At 36.2% G+C, this 17096-nt stretch carries 15 protein-coding genes; 12 read left to right on the top strand and 3 right to left on the bottom strand.

The features are described from left to right. Position 1 precedes the first annotated feature (1 nt). The 4 genes from F3059_RS03400 (at position 2) to F3059_RS03385 (ending at position 4812) form a co-directional block, all read left to right on the top strand. Positions 2-586, top strand: a complete 585-nt coding sequence (locus tag F3059_RS03400; protein ID WP_151166541.1) for an acyltransferase — start codon at positions 2-4, stop codon at positions 584-586. Between the two features lie 9 nt (positions 587-595). Further along, positions 596-1930, top strand: a complete 1335-nt coding sequence (locus F3059_RS03395; protein ID WP_151166540.1) for a flippase — start codon at positions 596-598, stop codon at positions 1928-1930. 295 nt (positions 1931-2225) lie between these two features. Then, positions 2226-3497, top strand: a complete 1272-nt coding sequence (locus F3059_RS03390) for a lipopolysaccharide biosynthesis protein (protein WP_151166539.1) — start codon at positions 2226-2228, stop codon at positions 3495-3497. A 7-nt stretch (positions 3498-3504) separates the two neighbouring features. After that, positions 3505-4812, top strand: a complete 1308-nt coding sequence (locus F3059_RS03385) for a hypothetical protein (protein WP_151166538.1) — start codon at positions 3505-3507, stop codon at positions 4810-4812. On the opposite strand, the gene F3059_RS03380 is transcribed toward F3059_RS03385, so the two are convergent. Beyond that, positions 4762-5499, bottom strand: coding sequence for a GumC domain-containing protein (locus tag F3059_RS03380; RefSeq protein WP_151166537.1), 738 nt, complete (start codon positions 5497-5499; stop codon positions 4762-4764). The genes F3059_RS03385 and F3059_RS03380 overlap by 51 nt on opposite strands. 100 nt (positions 5500-5599) lie before the next feature. Here F3059_RS03380 and F3059_RS03375 point away from each other — a divergent pair, with 100 nt between their 5' ends. From F3059_RS03375 to F3059_RS03345, 7 genes are all read left to right on the top strand, one after another. Continuing rightward, positions 5600-6712 (top strand): glycosyltransferase, encoded by a 1113-nt coding sequence (locus tag F3059_RS03375; protein WP_394349545.1) that lies wholly within the window; start codon positions 5600-5602, stop codon positions 6710-6712. A gap of 61 nt (positions 6713-6773) precedes the next feature. Further along, positions 6774-8486 (top strand): D-glucuronyl C5-epimerase family protein, encoded by a 1713-nt coding sequence (locus tag F3059_RS03370; RefSeq protein ID WP_151166535.1) that lies wholly within the window; start codon positions 6774-6776, stop codon positions 8484-8486. Between the two features lie 20 nt (positions 8487-8506). Then, positions 8507-9742 (top strand): glycosyltransferase family 4 protein, encoded by a 1236-nt coding sequence (locus F3059_RS03365; protein WP_151166534.1) that lies wholly within the window; start codon positions 8507-8509, stop codon positions 9740-9742. After that, a complete protein-coding gene (gene wecB, locus F3059_RS03360) occupies positions 9739-10806 on the top strand; it encodes a non-hydrolyzing UDP-N-acetylglucosamine 2-epimerase (RefSeq protein WP_151166533.1) in 1068 nt (355 codons plus the stop codon). Before F3059_RS03365 ends, wecB begins: the two co-directional genes overlap by 4 nt. Positions 10807-10851: 45 nt before the next feature. Further along, entirely contained in the window at positions 10852-12057 is a 1206-nt protein-coding gene (locus F3059_RS03355; RefSeq protein ID WP_151166532.1) for an O-antigen ligase family protein, read from the top strand. Positions 12058-12112: 55 nt separating this feature from the next. Next, positions 12113-13348 carry a DegT/DnrJ/EryC1/StrS family aminotransferase gene (locus tag F3059_RS03350; RefSeq protein ID WP_151166531.1) on the top strand — a complete coding sequence of 412 codons (1236 nt, stop codon included), beginning with the start codon at positions 12113-12115 and terminating at the stop codon, positions 13346-13348. After that, entirely contained in the window at positions 13329-13916 is a 588-nt protein-coding gene (locus tag F3059_RS03345; RefSeq protein WP_151166530.1) for a sugar transferase, read from the top strand. Before F3059_RS03350 ends, F3059_RS03345 begins: the two co-directional genes overlap by 20 nt. Here the strand turns inward: F3059_RS03345 and F3059_RS03340 are convergent. Next, positions 13906-14778 carry a transglutaminase-like domain-containing protein gene (locus F3059_RS03340; protein ID WP_151166529.1) on the bottom strand — a complete coding sequence of 291 codons (873 nt, stop codon included), beginning with the start codon at positions 14776-14778 and terminating at the stop codon, positions 13906-13908. The two genes, F3059_RS03345 and F3059_RS03340, sit on opposite strands and share 11 nt — an antisense overlap. Positions 14779-14859: 81 nt before the next feature. Beyond that, on the bottom strand, positions 14860-15756 hold the full coding sequence (locus F3059_RS03335) for a nucleoside phosphorylase (protein ID WP_151166528.1): 897 nt from the start codon (positions 15754-15756) through the stop codon (positions 14860-14862). Positions 15757-15826: 70 nt separating this feature from the next. Between F3059_RS03335 and F3059_RS03330 the strand changes: the two genes are divergently transcribed. After that, positions 15827-17074 carry a competence/damage-inducible protein A gene (locus F3059_RS03330; RefSeq protein ID WP_151166527.1) on the top strand — a complete coding sequence of 416 codons (1248 nt, stop codon included), beginning with the start codon at positions 15827-15829 and terminating at the stop codon, positions 17072-17074. Positions 17075-17096 lie beyond the last annotated feature (22 nt).

The raw sequence follows: 17096 nt of genomic DNA, 5'->3' as shown, positions 1-17096 counted from the left end.
GATGGGATCTGACCAAAAATATTTTGCGCACGAAACCGCAGTAGTTGACGAAGGTTGTGAAATTGGTGCCGGAACTAAAATCTGGCACTTTTCGCATTTGATGAAAAATTGTGTTTTGGGAGAAAAATGCAACATCGGGCAAAACGTAGTTGTATCTCCTGATGTGCATTTGGGTAATAATGTGAAAGTTCAAAACAATGTATCTATCTACACAGGTGTCAATTGTGAAGATGATGTTTTTTTAGGTCCCAGTTGCGTGTTCACCAACATCACAAACCCCAGAAGTAATGTAGTTCGCAGAGGACAATACGAAAGAACAACAGTGAAACGCGGAGCCAGTATAGGTGCTAATGCAACGATTGTTTGCGGTCACGATATTGGAAAATTCGCATTCATTGGAGCAGGAGCAGTTGTGACTAAAACCGTTCCTGATTACGCACTTTTAGTTGGAAATCCGGCCAAACAAATAGGCTGGATGAGTGAATACGGTCACCGCCTGCACTTTGATGAGGATGGTGTCGCTAAATGTCCTGAAAGTGGTGAAGAGTATTCTCTCAAAGATGGAGTGGTGAAGAAAATCCAATAACTCAATAAGTTGTCTACAAACGATAAAAGCACTGTTCAAAAGACTGGTATATTAAGTAAAAGCTTTTCAACTCTTGTTGTCAGGCTTATTGGAATGGGGCTGACTTATTTATTTAATATAGCCGTAGCTCAAATCTATGGTCCAGAAGTATTTGGGTTATTTGCAATTGGACAGATGGTACTCATGGTTGGAGCTGCTATTGCGAAGGGAGGATTGGATATCTCTTTTCTTCAAATATCATCCTCAAAACCAATTCAAGACCAACAGGGAAAACTTAAAAGCGATTATAAAAAAACAGCCTTTTCGATTTTTGTTTGGGGGATACTCTTAACATCAATAGGATGGTTTGTTCTACCGTATATTGCAGAAAAGGTTTTTGAAAAACCCAATAGTCTTCCGTATTTAAGAATTGCCATACTCGGCATTATACCATTAGCTCTTACAAGGTTGAATGGAGAGGCATTGAGATCACAGGGAAAAGTAGAGCAATATGTTTCTCTCGATCGCATTTTTCCCTCAGGACTCACCATTTTAATGGTTGTTACAATTGGATTGATGTATCCATATCCTACCGTAATGTTTTGGTTATACAATATTGCGTTAGTATTTACTTGTATTTACAGCTTTGCTATTTGGTACAGGCAATCCCAACTCGGTAAGTTTCGGTCAGAGCACAGGTATTCGTATACAGATCTCATCAAGCGCGGCTTCCCGATGTTGATCAGTGGCATGTTGTTCCTCATCATGGGATGGACAGATCAGTTTGTTCTAGCAATTTATGTAAGTGAGGAAAGTATTGGTCATTATCATATAGCGCTGAAGATTGCTAACCTTACGACACTGGCACTTTTTTCTGTGAATGCCATTACAGCACCCAAAATGGCTCATGCTTATGAAATGAAAGAAATGAAAAACCTGCAATCAATTGTCACTAATAGTGCCAACTTAGTCTTTATAGCACTTATTCCGGTAACAATTGTGATCATTTCATTCAGCGATTTCTTTTTAGGGTTGTTTGGAGAGTCTTTCACCTTAGCTAAGTCAGCTCTCATAATATTAATATGTGGTCAGTTGGTGAATTCACTTTCAGGATCTGTAATGTACTTATTGCAAATGACAGGTAACCAGGTCTATAGTCAGTATGTTTTAATTGTGACAGCTATATTAAACCTGGTTCTGAACATAATACTCGTTCCTGAGTACGGAATGGAAGGGGCAGCTATTTCAACAGCAATTAGTACAGCAGTATGGAATATAATCAGTGCAATTGTAGTTAAGAAAAAACTCAATATTATCGCAATAGCCTCACCTCTCAGTATTAGGAAATCGCTCAAGGAACTTTGATGGTTAATCTGGCAAAGTATATTGTAGATAGTATTTAACTTGAGGTCTTTTTGATGTAGGTTTAGATAAGAGAAGTAGGATATGTTTGTATTATTTAATGTAATAGCAATTTGAATATTGAAAAATGTAGATGATACAAAGTACTTCAGATTTGATAATAGAATCCTTCTTGTGTTGGAGTATTTCTATATTAATTTGCTTTTGCATTAACTTGAACCAACTTTGAGTTAAACTTGAAGTCCTTGTTGATTATAGTAGGTTTATTAGGAGATGGTGAAAAGTCTAAATTTATCAAATGGGTATAAGGAAGTTTTTTAAAAATGATTTTATAAAGGACTTTTCTACGCTTTTTTCTGGAACGTTGATTGCTTCAGCACTTCCTCTATTGTTTTCTCCAATTATTTCAAGATTGTATACTCCTGAACAGTTTGGGGTTTTTGCAATTGTATCAGCAGTTGTTAGTTCTATAAGTAATGTAGCGGGAGGCAGATATGAAATGGCTGTTATGCTTCCTAAAAAAGGATCTGACTCTAAAGCTCTGGTTAGGTTAGCTGCTTTTATTTCGCTTTTAATATCGCTGTTAATACTCTTGATTATTTTCCTTTTCAAAGGTGATATTCTAAAGTTATTGAATGCAGAGATTTTAGGTAACACTATATATATTATTCCACCATTATTATGGGTAATGGCACTTTTCAAACCATTTAATTACTGGTTGAATAGAAACAGATTGTATTCAAAAAATGCTATTGCTAAGGTTGTACAGGGGGGGGGGATTTCAATTTTCACTGTACTTCTAGGTTATTGGGGATTAAAGGATGGTTTGGTTTTTGGGTACTTTTCAGGGTGGTTAGCCTTTATAGGTTTGGTGCTTATATTTTTGAGTATATCTGGTTTTTTCAAAGAAAAGATATCTGTTGATAGAATAATTCGAGTTGCTAGAACATATAAGCAGTTTCCTAGATTAAATGTCTTATCAACTTTTTTAAATGATACTGCTAGTCACATCATTATTTTCATGATAACGATTTTTTTTACAGTTGAGCAAACTGGGTATTATAACTTTTCAAGACAGTATTTATTCGTGCCATTGTCTCTATTATCTATGACTTTGAGCAATGTATACTTTCAACGTATTGCGCATAAAATAAATACCAGAGAGTCCCTTAAGAATGAGTTTTCTACTATAATTAAAATTCTCCTTTCAATAGGCATATTTGTGATTTTGATAATTAGCACATTTGGTGAAGATCTGTTTGTCTTCTTTTTTGGAGAGAGCTGGAAGCGGTCTGGAGAGTTAGCTACAATTTTAATTTTTGGATTTGTTTTTAAATTTATGATTTCACCCTTTGGTCAATTATTAATTGCTCTAAAAAGATTGAAGTTGGCACTTATTTTTCCAGTGCTGTACGTTATTTTAATGTTGACTCTATATTTTTACAGGAGTGTTGATTTTGATTTATTTATTAAGATGTTAGTCCTTTTTGAAGTATTAGCTTATTCAGTATACTTCGTATTAACATTATATAGTTTAAGAGAATATGAAAAGGGAATTTTAAAAAGGTAGCAATAAAATGGAGTACGTTATTAAGAAAACAAGTATAAATAGGTTTATACAACTGCTTTTATTAGTTGCCTTTTTTATAATGATGAATATTCTATATCCTAATTTTTTGGTTAAGCATTACGAATATTCTGGCTTTACTAGTGATGGGGTCACAGTTTTAGAGCTTTTGATAGCTATAGTCTTATTTGGTGGATCCTTATTTTTATTGTTTTCAATTGGGTCGAGTTTCTTAAGAATTGTTAGTGGTGTTTTTCAAATTCTGTTTTTGATTCCCAATATTATTTTGTGGATGCATAGGGAGTACACCATTATTCCATCATTGATGGTTTTATTATTTATAGCTTTATTATCGTGGGACATGTTTCGAATACCCAACCTAAGAATGCCAATCCTATCTATCAGGGAGCAGTCATTAGTTTTTTTGTTGTTATCTGTAATAGGCTTTATTCCATTCGCAATTATATATGACTTTCATTTTGATTTAAGCCTTTTTACTTTTAGTGGGGCTATCTATGAGATAAGGAAAGAGGTTTCACATGTAAATATTCCCTTTTTAGGGTACTTGCTATCTCCATATGTTAAAGTTTTACTGCCTATGATGATAGCTTACTATCTTTTGCATAAGCGTTACTGGTTAGGTTTAGTAGGAGTAACACTAATGATACTCATGTTTACATTGACACCGCATAAGAGTATTATTTTTTCAGCAGTTGTAGTCTTAGGATTTGCTTTGGTTAAAAAGCATGATTATCAGTTTACATTGCTCCTGAGTGGAATATTAGTATTCACTTTGATAGGAACTATTGCTGCCTCGAATGGTGAGTTGATGTTGAACTCTCTAATGGTTAGAAGAGTGTTTTTTCTTCCTGCATATTTAAATCAGGCTTATCTTGATTTTTTTGAAGGAGAAAATCTATATTACGGTTATAGCTTTATGAGTAGCTTTTTTGATTATCCGTACCCATTTGAACCAGCTTCGATGATTGGACTTATTTATTTTGGAGAGGAGAGCGTAAATGCAAATAGTGGTTTTATTAGTGATTCTGTTATTAACCTTGGTTACGTTGGATTATTTTTTATCACTGTCCTTGTTGCATTGATGTTTATGTTTTTTGATTCGTTGAATATTAGTGCTGGTTTTTTCGGACTATATTTCCTGTTTATATTCACATTATTAAACTCAGGACTGTTTACGTCAATGCTTACTCATGGTGGTTTTGCCCTGATTTTATTCTCAATGATCTTTTTAAACCAAACTGCAAAATCAACTCTTGATAATCCAGCGGACAATGAAAGTGAGTATAATAACTCCTAAAGCACCAATAATTATAAATAGAGAAGGACTTGATACACGATTAGTTGGAGTATAAAAGGGCTTGATTTCTTTGAGAATTGATAATTCACTTAAAGCTAATTCTACTTCTGCCAGTTCAGTGAAAAGACTTTTTTCAGATTGAGACAAATTCTGAATTGTAACATTATTTAAATTATTGCGGGACTCGTCTGATAACTTTTTCTCGAGTCTCGAAATATGTCTAGTTAAAACAGCTTTTCTGCTTTCAAACATTTCACTGAGCTTAGAGTTATCTTTAAAAATTGAAACTAATTCATTACTCATTTTATATGAAGCTTCAGGATTGACGGTTTCAATTGCAATTGTTATGAAGTGCATTTTGCTTTTCTCAAAATCATCCTCTTCAGGTTTAATGTTCGATGGGGCAATAATCTCAATATTTCTGCAAAATTTAAGTGATTGAAATTCAGATGATGAGTTTTTTAATTGGTCATTTAGTTGATTTACCGTGCTTTGAACTTCAAAGGGATGTAATAGAGTAGATTGAAAAATTGCAGATGTTTTATAAACAGGGGTTTTGAAAGAATAAAAACTGTATCCAATAATAGCTCCACTTATTCCAGCTATTAAAATAAGAAGAAAGTGACTCTTAATTGTTTTTGCGATAAACTTGAGTAATGAGCTTATATTGATTTCCTCTTCTTTCATGTATGTCATATTTACAATTGCAAATTAAATGAATTCTGCTAAGTAGAATAAGCATTGATGCTTATGTTTGCAGATTTTATTAAAAATAGTTCTATAGTTGATGAAAACCAGTGTTTGTCACATAACTTCAGTTCATTCCTGGAATGACATAAGAATATTTCAAAAGGAGTGTAAATCACTAGTAGATAAGGGGTTTGACGTCCATTTAATATGCCAAATGGAAAAAGACGTTACAATTGAAGGTGTCCAAATACATGGTGTTAGAAAACCCTCATCTCGAATCGATCGTATTTTTAAACTTTCTAAAGATTGCTATCAAAGGGCAGTTGAAATTAATAGTCAGCTTTATCATATTCATGATCCTGAGCTATTACCTATAGCACTAAAGTTAAAAAAGTTAGGTAAGTTGGTGATTTATGATGCACATGAAAATACTCCTGCATCAATTATCGATAAAGAGTGGATCCCTTTTCAATTTGTTAGAAATTTCGTTTCTAAAGTATTTGAAAAATATGAACTTAATGTTTCAAAGCAGTTGGACGCAGTAATTTCTGTAGCAGAGCCACTGTTGGAAAGGTATATTCAAAATGAAAAGGTTCTTATCAGAAACTTACCGATACTTGATAATTTTAAGGGTGAAGAACTTAGTCCAGAAATGCAAAAGGCTGAAAAAGGTGCCGTTTATGCTGGAGGGCTTACTTCAGCAAGGAATATAAAGGAGATGATTGATGCAGTTGGTAAATCTTATCAGATTAAAGTTTTACACTTATTTGGAGAGTGGGAGTCTAAGGACTATATGACCATATGTAAACGTTCAAAAGGTTGGAGTAAGGTTTGCTATTGGGGATTTAAGGATAGCAAGCAAGTCTATACTTTCTTAAAAGAGAAAGGGCTCATTGGTTTAATTCTATTTGATAAGGACATCAAAAACCATAAAATTGCTCTACCAAATAAAGCCTTTGAATATATGGCTGCAGGTTTACCTATATTAATGTCAGATATCGCGTATTGGAAAGAGAACTTTCATAGTGTTGCTAAATTTACAGACCCTTCAGATAGTGAGAAGATATCAAAAAGCATTGACGATATGATTAGTGATCAAAAGCAATTAAGTGAAAGAGTAGAAAAAGGGTTAAGGGAGGTAAATATGCTCAACTGGCAAAAAGAGTCTCAAGTTTTAATAGATCTTTACAGGAGACTCATTAACACATAAAAAGCAGTAGTGTTTTTTGGTTTTTCAAAGTGATGTTTTAATCCCTTTATTTTTAACTAGTATGAAATACACATTAATAGTACTTTTTATTATCACATTTTATTCCGCCTGTGATTCTCCCTATTCCAGCAAAAGTGCTAATGATGATTCTGTGAAGAAGAAACTGTTTAATTTTGATAAAAACAAGGAATTAGATTTCAGGACTCCATTTTTTTGGGGGTATAACGATCAAATTATTAAAACATCATTTAAAGATTCGACTTTATTTAAAAAATACCACCCTCTGGATATTGGAAGACAGGCTTATTATTCACTTTATTATGGAGACAAACTAAATGATTCAGTACTCCTTGATATTGGATTTGAATATCTAAACTTTTTGAAGAATTATAAATATAGAATTGACACTGGAGAAGTGACAACATATGCTTATGGTTTTAAGCATCGTGAATTTCAAAAGGGAAATTGGTGGTCTGGAATGGCTAATTCTACTATTGCAATTAGCTTTTATAAAGGATATCAAATTTTTCAGGATTCAACTTTCCTCTATGAATATAATAGAGTGAAAAAATCTCTGACCCTGCCAACTTTCCAGGGAGGCTGCTTAGTTTCTGAAAATGGTTCTGATTGGTGCTTAGAATATGCTTCTTTTAATACAAATAATGAAGATGCATATTATGTGTTAAATGGATTTCTATTTAGCATGATTGCGATAAAACAATTATCTATTTTATCAAATGATGAAGAGCTTGAAAAACTTTTCAATAGCGGGAAACAAGCCTTTTTTAAATTGGCTGAAAAATATTATTACAAAGATAATTCCTGGACTTATTACATGCTTAATCCTAAAACAATAGAGTCAACACACTATGCAATTTATGACATGATGCTATTTTCATCATTGAATAGTATTGACAAAGATAGTAGTTGGATAAGTGAAATTGAGAAGAGATCAAAGATTATTATCAAACATTTTCCAATTGAGAGAATCAGTGATAGCTTATTATTCTTTAGTGTTTTAGGTCCTCCTCATCCTTATTGGATTGATACTTACCCAATGTCAATTGTTTTTAATTATACTAATCAATATAAAGACATTATTAATATTGAAAATACCAGGGAATTTAATATTCCTATACACAAACGAGTGTTTCATTCTGTCAAACTTTCTGATATTGGGGAGTTAAATTCAGTTGATTATTATGCGAATTATTCAGGGAAGAGTTTCTACATAGGATCTGTTTCAGGTGAATCTTTCAATGACATAACTCCTGATACTTCATATTCTCAATTTGGTTCATTTAATGAATATAAAAATGTTGAGTATTTGAATGAAGACTACTTCATTGTAGAAAATGATACAGCTGACTTAAATGCTCATTCTGTTCATTTAACATTAGAAAATAATGATTTAGCCAAGTTTAAATATTTTGGATTTAAAGTGAAGCCTAATTTCAGTCCCAGAAGTGTTAGAATCCTATTGATCGATAAAAATGGAAATTCTGCAGAGAGATATTATTCACCATTAAAACCTGATACTTCTAACTTGGTATTGCTTCACTCTGCTGGTTTTAAAAGAGTTGAAGGTCTGAATTTGAACGACTTGAGCGAATTGAGATTAGTGTTATACACTTCAAAAAAGGAAAGTGCTGAAGTAAAGTCATTTACTACATCTAAACTATATACTTTTCCTACAAATTATTCTTTAAAAAGAATGTTTGATGTTGAGGATTTCTATTTTCCTGAGAAAAATGCCAATGGTAACATTTTTTAGTTCAGTAATTTAATTATAGTATGAAAATCCTTATTCTCACTCAATATTATCCTCCTGAAACAGGTGCTCCACAAAATAGACTTCACGAGTTAGCTGTAAGACTAAAAAATGAGGGGAACCACATTGAGGTTCTGACTGCCATGCCCAACTACCCCAAAATGGAAATATTCAAAGAGTACATCGGGCTGAAGAATAAAAGAGAAGAAATCGATGGCATTCCAGTACACCGATCATCTATCTATGTGAGTAAGGATAGCGGAATAATAAAAAGACTATTGAACTACTTTTCTTTTGTTTGGTCGAGTTGGAAATACGGTAGCAAGAATTTTAAAAAGAATCAATTTGACTTTTTACTAGTAGAATCTCCACCGCTATTTCTTGGTTTTACGGCAGTTTTCCTCTCAAGAAAGCTAAAGGCAAAGATGATTTTTAATGTATCTGATCTTTGGCCTGAAAGTGCTGAAAAATTAGATCTTGTAAAAAATAAACTCTTCTTAAATCTAGCTTATAGACTAGAGGCATGGTGCTATAAAAATGCAGCATTGATTACAGGTCAAACTCAGGGGATAGTTAATGATATCGATAAAAGATTTCCACAGTTAAAAACTTTCTGGTTGCCAAATGGTGTTGATTTATCGTATTACAACCCTGATGAAGTACAATCGGACTGGAGGAAAGAAAATGGTTATTCCGGTTCTGACATACTTTTGTTTTACGGTGGCATAATTGGTCATGCACAGGGATTAGAGGTGATCCTGAAAGCTGCTAAAGAGGTTCAAAATCACTCTGAGCTGAAATTCATTTTAATGGGAGATGGGCCAGTTAAAAAAGAGCTCCTCGAACTCTCAAAAAAAATGGATCTCAATAATGTTCGTTTTTTTGACCCTGTCCCAAAATCAATTATGCCTAAAGTTGTTAAAGCCGTTGATGCAACGATTGTTCCTTTGAGGAACCTGCCACTTTTTGAAGGAGCTATTCCATCTAAGATCTTTGAAAATGCTGCTATGAAAAACCCTGTTATTCTGGGTGTAAAAGGCGAGGCTAAAGAATTATTTGCTGATGAGGGGCAGTGCGCTCTTCCATTTGAGCCAGAAAATTACAAGGAGTTAGCTTCATTGCTTGTTAAAATAGCTAATGGTCAGATCCAGTTGGAAGAACTCGGTCGAAATGGGCGGAATTATGTCAATCAAAAATTCAATCGCAATAAAATAGCAGCTTCATTTAACAATGAATTAAAAAAGCTTGTTTCAATATGAAAATTATAACAGTAGTAGGTGCTCGTCCGCAATTTGTCAAAGCAGCAGTTGTAAGCAGGGAGTTAAAGAAATATGACGGTGTAGAGGAAATACTGGTTCATACAGGTCAGCATTTTGATCAAAACATGTCTGATGTTTTCTTTGACGAAATGGAAATACCAAAACCAAAATATAACCTTGAAATAAATGGAGTAGGACATGGTGCTATGACTGGCAGAATGCTCGAAAAACTCGAAGAGGTATTTATCAGTGAAAAACCTGATCTGGTTTTGGTTTACGGTGATACAAACTCTACTCTTGCCGGAGCACTTGCCGCACAAAAGCTCCATATAAAAGTTGGTCACGTTGAAGCAGGCTTGAGAAGTTTCAATATGGAAATGCCTGAAGAAATCAACCGAATATTGACTGATAGAATATCAACGATACTCTTTTGTCCTACTGATTCGGCAATAAAAAATCTCAAGAATGAGGGCTATGAAAATTTTGACTGTGAAATTGTGCGTTCAGGAGATGTCATGAATGATGCAGCACTGTATTATGCTGAAAAGTCAGCTCAACTTTCCTCTGTAGTAGAGTCAGTTCCAAATGAATTTATTCTATGCACATTACATCGTGCAGAGAATACCGATGATCTCAAAAGACTTCAAGCTTTTGTGGAAAACCTCAATGAGGTTCACGAATCAGTAAAACCAGTTGTGATTCCTCTACATCCTCGTACAAAAGCAAAACTTAAAGAGTATAATTTAGATCTCAATGTGAAAGTAATCGATCCGGTAGGCTATTTCGACATGATTGAGCTTTTGAAAAACTGCTCAATGGTTCTGACCGATAGTGGAGGATTGCAAAAAGAAGCCTTTTTCTTCCACAAAACATGTTTAACCTTAAGGGACCAAACTGAATGGGTTGAATTGGTTGAAGAAGGAGTAAATCAGCTTGTTAAGCCTGAGGATGATTTGAAGCAAAAAGCATCAGAGATGCTCAAAAAATCTGTTAGTTTTGATACAGATCTATATGGTAATGGCGAAGCTGCAAAGCAAATAGCAAAAGCTATTTTATCTATTTAGTCCTATGATGTAATAATTGAGTAATATTGGGCAATATTGATTCAGTTGAGTAAACCCATTGGAATAAAAAATATCAATCTCAAGAAAGTCAATTTATACCTGGCTCATCTTGTTGTGTTTTTGTTGCCGTTTGAGCAGCGATTGTTGCCCTGGGCTCTCATCATTTTTGCAGCTTCAAATATTTTCATTCACCCTTTTCACGAGCGAGTTTACTACTACAAAAAGCGAAAGTTTTTTATTTGGCTTTTCTCAGCTTATTATCTCGCACATGCAATAGGTGTTATCTACAGTGATGATCTGGGTAGTGGTTTTTTTGATTTGGAGATAAAACTGAGTTTATTACTCGTTCCATGGGTCGTTTTAACGAGTAACGTCATCAATAAATTCACATTGCCAGAGCTTTTGCGAACTTTCCTCTACGCTACAGTATTAGCAGCTATTGTGAGTTTTGTGTACGCTGGAATCTCATATTATAAATCTGGTGAGGTAGAGTCTTTTTATTACGTATATCTCAGCTATTATAGGCATGCAGGATATTTTTCAATTTATGTAAACTTTGCAATAGCGATTCTAATTATATTCATTTTTCACAATCGTGAAAAAGTGCAGCTTCACAATTACTTGATGCTAACTTTTTTGATTATCACAGTTTACCAACTATCCGCAAGGATGGGAATTATCGTGCTAGGCTTTTTGCTAGCTTATGCATTTAGCTATTTAGTATTTCCCCGCATACGGTTCAAAAATCCACTTATAGCACTCACATTAGTAGTAGTTTTTACCGCAGGATTTATAGCCGTTAGCATTAAGTATGTCGATCGGTTTAAGGACGTTACAGAAAATGTAATGAACGAGGAGAGCAGCTCTGGATCCAGGCCATTGTTGTGGAAGTACAGTTGGGAGCTTTTTCAGGAAAAGCCATTGTTAGGTTACGGAACAGGGGATGTAAGCGAGGTGATGAATGATAAATGGGAAAAAGAAAATTTCGATTACGCAGAGGAAAGGCACCTCAATGCACACAACCAGTTTGTTCAATCTGGAGTTGCTTTGGGCCTGCTCGGTTTACTACCCCTCATTGGAATGCTAGTAATCCCGTTATTCAAAGTAAATATTCATTCCAACTTCATCTTCCCGTTATTCGTTTTTATCATAACTATGAGCTGTTTGACAGAAGCTATTTTTGAACGGCAGGATGGAGTCGTTTTTTACGCCATATTTAACGCATTTTTGTACTTCACATACAGCGATTAAAGCACGGTGATTAGAATTGATTAATTTTGTAGCGCTAAAAATAAAAGGAGAGTAAATGATACCATTTTCACCCCCCAGGGTAGATGATAGAATTGTAGAGGAAGTAGTTGACGCATTGAAATCAGGATGGATCACAACCGGCCCAAAAACGAAACTTTTTGAAAAGAGGCTCGCAGAGTTTACCACAGCAAGTAAAATTGTTTGCCTCAACAGTGGTACAGCCGGTATGGAGTTGATGCTTAGCTGGTTTGGCGTTGGAGAAGGGGATGAAGTGATTATACCTTCATACACTTACACAGCAACCGCAAATGCTGTTGTTCACAAAGGAGCAACACCAGTCATGTGTGATGTTGGTGATGACTTCAACATAGATGTCAACAAGATTGAATCACTGATTACCGAACGCACTAAAGTCATTATACCAGTTGATGTTGGCGGAATGCCATGTGATTATGACGAACTCTACTCACTTGTCAGATCCAAAAAAATTCGCTCACTTTTTACACCCAACAATGAGAGGCAGGAACTGCTAGGACGAGTTTTAATTCTGGCTGATGCAGCTCACAGTATTGGAGCTAAATACAAAGGCCAAAACTCTGGAGTTTTAGCCGATGCTTCAGCATTTTCCTTTCACGCAGTAAAAAACCTCACAACTGCTGAGGGTGGCGCACTCGCAGTCAACATGCCAGATAGATTCGATCACGAAAGAATCTACAAAGAGCTAAATGTAAAAGCACTTCACGGGCAAACGAAAGATGCTTTTGCCAAAGTGAAAAAAGGTGGCTGGCGATACGATGTAATTGAGCCCGGTTACAAGTACAACATGACTGATATATTGGCTTCAATTGGATTAGTTGAACTGGAACGATACGAAGAAGATACGCTAGCAAAAAGAAGATACATCTTTGATCGCTACACGAAAGAACTCGGGAAAAACGACTGGGCAATAACGCCAACTTACGAAACCGATGATAAGATTTCAAACTACCATCTTTACATGTTGCGTATCAAAGGTATTACTGAACACGAGCGCAATTTGATCATCTACGAAATCTACGAGCAGGATGTAGCAGTGAACGTTCACTATCAGCCATTACCGATGCTTACCTATTACAAGAAAATGGGCTTTAACGTTGATCATTACCCAAAAGCCTTTGAAAATTATACGCATGAGATTTCACTCCCCGTTTATTACGATTTGAGTGATGAAGATATCGATACAGTCATTAATGCTGTAGTTACTGCGTATGAAAAAGTAATGGAGAAGTCTCGTGCTCAAAAGGCTGTTTGATCTAGTAAGTGCAGGACTCGTCCTCGTTTTGCTATTTCCGGTTCTGACCGTAATAGCTCTCGCAATTGTGTTAGACTCAAAAGGTGGAATTTTTTACCGCCAAACAAGAGTTGGGAAAAACGGCAAAACATTTAGGCTCTACAAGTTCAGAACCATGCGGCCCAATAGCGATAAGCTGCAAATCACCGTTGGTCACCGAGATCCTCGCGTGACCAAAATCGGCTATCTGCTACGCAAGTACAAACTCGATGAATTCCCTCAACTACTCAACATTCTCAAAGGAGAAATGAGCGTTGTGGGACCCAGGCCTGAGGTGCCAAAATATGTTGAGCTATACACGCCAGAACAACGTGAAGTATTATCGGTCAGACCCGGCTTAACGGATTACGCATCGCTCAAATTTGTCGATGAAAGCGAACTGCTTGCTGAAAGCGATAATCCAGAGCAAACTTACAGGGAAGAGATCATGCCGGCTAAGTTGAAACTGGGGCGTGAATATGTTGAAAAGCAGAGTTTCTTCACAGATTTGAAAATCATTTTTCAAACACTCTATCGCATTATCCGATAAGTGTATTCTGCAAAATCTTCAATTCTTCTACTTTCTCAGGATATCCTAGCTTGTTGTAGCTATTGATTAAATTGTTGAGAACTCGATTGACAATAGTTATCGAGTCACACGGATTGAAAAACTGTGAATGATCAGGTAAGTTGATTTGTTGCACAAAATCCTTTAACTCGTCAATTCCAAAGACACTCCCCTTACTAAACGGGTTGATGTAAAACAATACATTTTCCTCGGTAGGATGATCACTTTGAAAAACAGGATCTACATAAGCCACAACAAAATGCCTGGGTAAATTGACTCCGTAGATGGGTAAACCCAGTCGCTGACCAATTAAAATATAAATAATTGAAAGAGAAATAGGATTTCCCTTACAAGTGTCAAGTACGTTATTGAGAAATGAATTTTGCGGAGCGTGATAATTTGAAGTATTACCCTGGAAATTGTGAACATTGAACAACACATGATTCATTATCCGCACATTTTCAAATGCAGTGAGCCTGCTGTTCAATTCAATCCAAATTTCTTTTTTAATCGACTCCACAGCGCGGTCGAGCGACTCAAATGAAAGATCAGGATATTGGTATTTTGCAATCAAATGCATACCCCTCAATAAATCGTGATCATCACTGTCACGCCATTCTCTTATCTCTTTTTTAACGCTGTTGAACTGAATATCGTGGATGAGATCTTCCACGCGAGATTGAAATAAAAGTCCTAGAGATGATTCCTCTTCCCATCGGTTTTCCAGTTCAGGAATTACGCTGGGGCCAAGATCTATCAACTCTTTCCTGATTTGAAAATAAATATTTTCGTCAGGATCTTCGAGTAATTTAATGAGTGCTTCTATGTCAGTCTGTTTATTCAATGATAACAGCAATTAAACTTTGCCCAAAGTTATCCTGAATAACAAGCTCTAATTTCACATGTTTCCGTTACTTTTTCACACTTAGTGTGTTAACTTGTTCAAAACATCAGTAATCATGCGGTCTACAAGCGGATGATAATCCTCAGCAAACTCTTTTGTGGCTCTGTTGGCAATAATCGTACAAACTGTACAAACTTTATGACCCAAAGCCTTGCTGAGGCCGTACAGAGCTGAGGTTTCCATCTCGAAATTGGTGATTTTTTCACCCTTAAAATCAAAACTTCTCAAATGGTCGTGAAATCCGGGATCCCAAATTCCCAGTCTAACATTTCTTCCCTGCGGAGCGTAAAAACCCGGAGCTGTAATCGTATAACCTTTAGTGTTTCCCACAACGAGTTTTTCGGTCAGATCCCTGGACCCGAATCTCGCGTATGGTCTGGCGAGCTTATCGCTCCATTTCATGTGCTTGATGAATGCATCTTCGAGTTCTAACTCACGTGGAGATGAAGAACATTTGTAAAAATTCAACAAACCATCTAAACCTAAAACCGCATCGGTGACAAGTAATGAGCCAACAGGGATATTTTCCTGTAATGCTCCACTGGTTCCCAGTCTAATGATACGAAGCGAACGATGTTCACTCTTTGGAACGCGTTTAGTCAAATCAATATTAACTGCTGCATCTAACTCGTTGAGTACAATGTCTATGTTATCAATACCAATACCGGTAGACAATACGGTGAAACGCTTGTTGCGATAAATCCCCGTTACTGTCTTGAACTCCCGGTTCTGAACGTTAAACTCAATTTCATCAAAGTATTTGGCAATTTCATCAACCCTACCCTGATCACCCACTACAAGCACATCATCAGCAATATTTTCAGGTTTGAGCGCGAGATGGTAAACACTTCCGTCAGGATTGAGGATAAGCTCTGAGTCACCAATCCGATTTGTTGAACTTTCTTCGTTTAATTGCATTCTATTGGTATAATTTAGCGGTTCAAACTTAAGCAATTCATTAACCGAAAACAGAATTTATCTTTGCTACATGTTTGCAGAAATCATAACAATTGGTGACGAAATATTGATCGGGCAGGTAATCGATTCTAATTCAGCCTGGATTGCAAAGCAGCTCAACGCTTTAGGAATAAGAGTACGCCAAATTACCAGCATTTCAGATGACAAAGAGCACATTTTCAACGCGATGAATGAAGCGCGCAAGAATGCTGATTTAATCATCATGACCGGTGGACTGGGACCAACACGAGACGATATTACCAAGAGAACCTTTGCCGATTACTTCAATGATGAACTCATCATGAATGACAGAATTCTCAAAGGAGTAGAGGATTATTTTGCATCAAAGGGCAAAGAAATGCTCGATGTCAACAAATACCAGGCTTTGGTTCCTAGCAGGAGTAAACCGGTTCAAAATAAGAATGGTACTGCCCCGGCAACATGGATGGAAGACAACGGACAGGTATTTATATCTCTTCCCGGAGTTCCTTATGAGATGAAAGCCATGATGAATGATCCGCTACTCAAGTGGATAAAGCAGTATTTCAATACTCCGTTTGTTTACCACCGAACCGTGCTCACTCAGGGAATGGGGGAGAGCAGGATCATGGGACTTATCAGCAAATGGGAAGATAGCCTGGAAGAACATAACATCAAACTGGCTTATTTACCATCTCCCGGAATGGTGAGGCTGAGGTTGAGCGCTACAGGTGACAATCAGAACCGAATTACAACTGCGGTAGATAAGAAAGTCAAAGAGCTCGAGAATCTGATAGGGGATATCATTTTTGGTTATGGTGAAGATACGCTAGAAGGAGTTGTTGGAAAGTTACTGCGTGAAAAAGGAAAAACTTTATCTACAGCGGAGAGCTGCACGGGAGGGTACATTGCCCATTTGATCACGAGTATTTCAGGGAGTAGCGATTATTTCCAGGGATCAATTGTCTCTTACAGCAATGAAGTAAAGCAAAATACTTTGGGTGTTTCATCGAGTGATATAGAAACACATGGTGCAGTTAGCGAAGAAGTAGTTAGACAAATGGCTGAAGGAGCTCGAAAAACGATGCGTACAGATTTTGCCGTTGCCACGAGTGGTGTGGCAGGCCCTAATGGTGGATCTGACCAAAAACCGGTAGGTACAGTTTGGATTGCAGTGTCCAGCAAAAGTGGAACAATAGCTAAAAAATATACATTTGGAAATAACCGCGAACGCAACATCAGACAGTCGGCACTGGCTGCTCTCAATATGTTGAGAAAAGAAATTTTAGCTGATACTTGAAATAACAAGTTAAATTCCCGTA

It is taken from the genome of Salibacter halophilus, assembly GCF_008806325.1.
GTDB lineage: Bacteria > Bacteroidota > Bacteroidia > Flavobacteriales_G > Salibacteraceae > Salibacter > Salibacter halophilus.
Note: the sequence above shows the minus strand (reverse complement) of the source record. Positions and strands in the feature narration are given on the sequence as shown.

Coding starts and splice junctions, on each gene's coding strand:
- F3059_RS03370 (WP_151166535.1), top strand. CDS start 6,774: ATGAAATACACATTAATAGTACTTTTTATTATCACATTTTATTCCGCC.
- F3059_RS03335 (WP_151166528.1), bottom strand. CDS start 15,756: ATGCAATTAAACGAAGAAAGTTCAACAAATCGGATTGGTGACTCAGAG.
- F3059_RS03375 (WP_394349545.1), top strand. CDS start 5,600: ATGAAAACCAGTGTTTGTCACATAACTTCAGTTCATTCCTGGAATGAC.
- wecB (WP_151166533.1), top strand. CDS start 9,739: ATGAAAATTATAACAGTAGTAGGTGCTCGTCCGCAATTTGTCAAAGCA.
- F3059_RS03390 (WP_151166539.1), top strand. CDS start 2,226: ATGGGTATAAGGAAGTTTTTTAAAAATGATTTTATAAAGGACTTTTCT.
- F3059_RS03400 (WP_151166541.1), top strand. CDS start 2: ATGGGATCTGACCAAAAATATTTTGCGCACGAAACCGCAGTAGTTGAC.
- F3059_RS03330 (WP_151166527.1), top strand. CDS start 15,827: ATGTTTGCAGAAATCATAACAATTGGTGACGAAATATTGATCGGGCAG.
- F3059_RS03385 (WP_151166538.1), top strand. CDS start 3,505: ATGGAGTACGTTATTAAGAAAACAAGTATAAATAGGTTTATACAACTG.
- F3059_RS03365 (WP_151166534.1), top strand. CDS start 8,507: ATGAAAATCCTTATTCTCACTCAATATTATCCTCCTGAAACAGGTGCT.
- F3059_RS03350 (WP_151166531.1), top strand. CDS start 12,113: ATGATACCATTTTCACCCCCCAGGGTAGATGATAGAATTGTAGAGGAA.
- F3059_RS03380 (WP_151166537.1), bottom strand. CDS start 5,499: ATGAAAGAAGAGGAAATCAATATAAGCTCATTACTCAAGTTTATCGCA.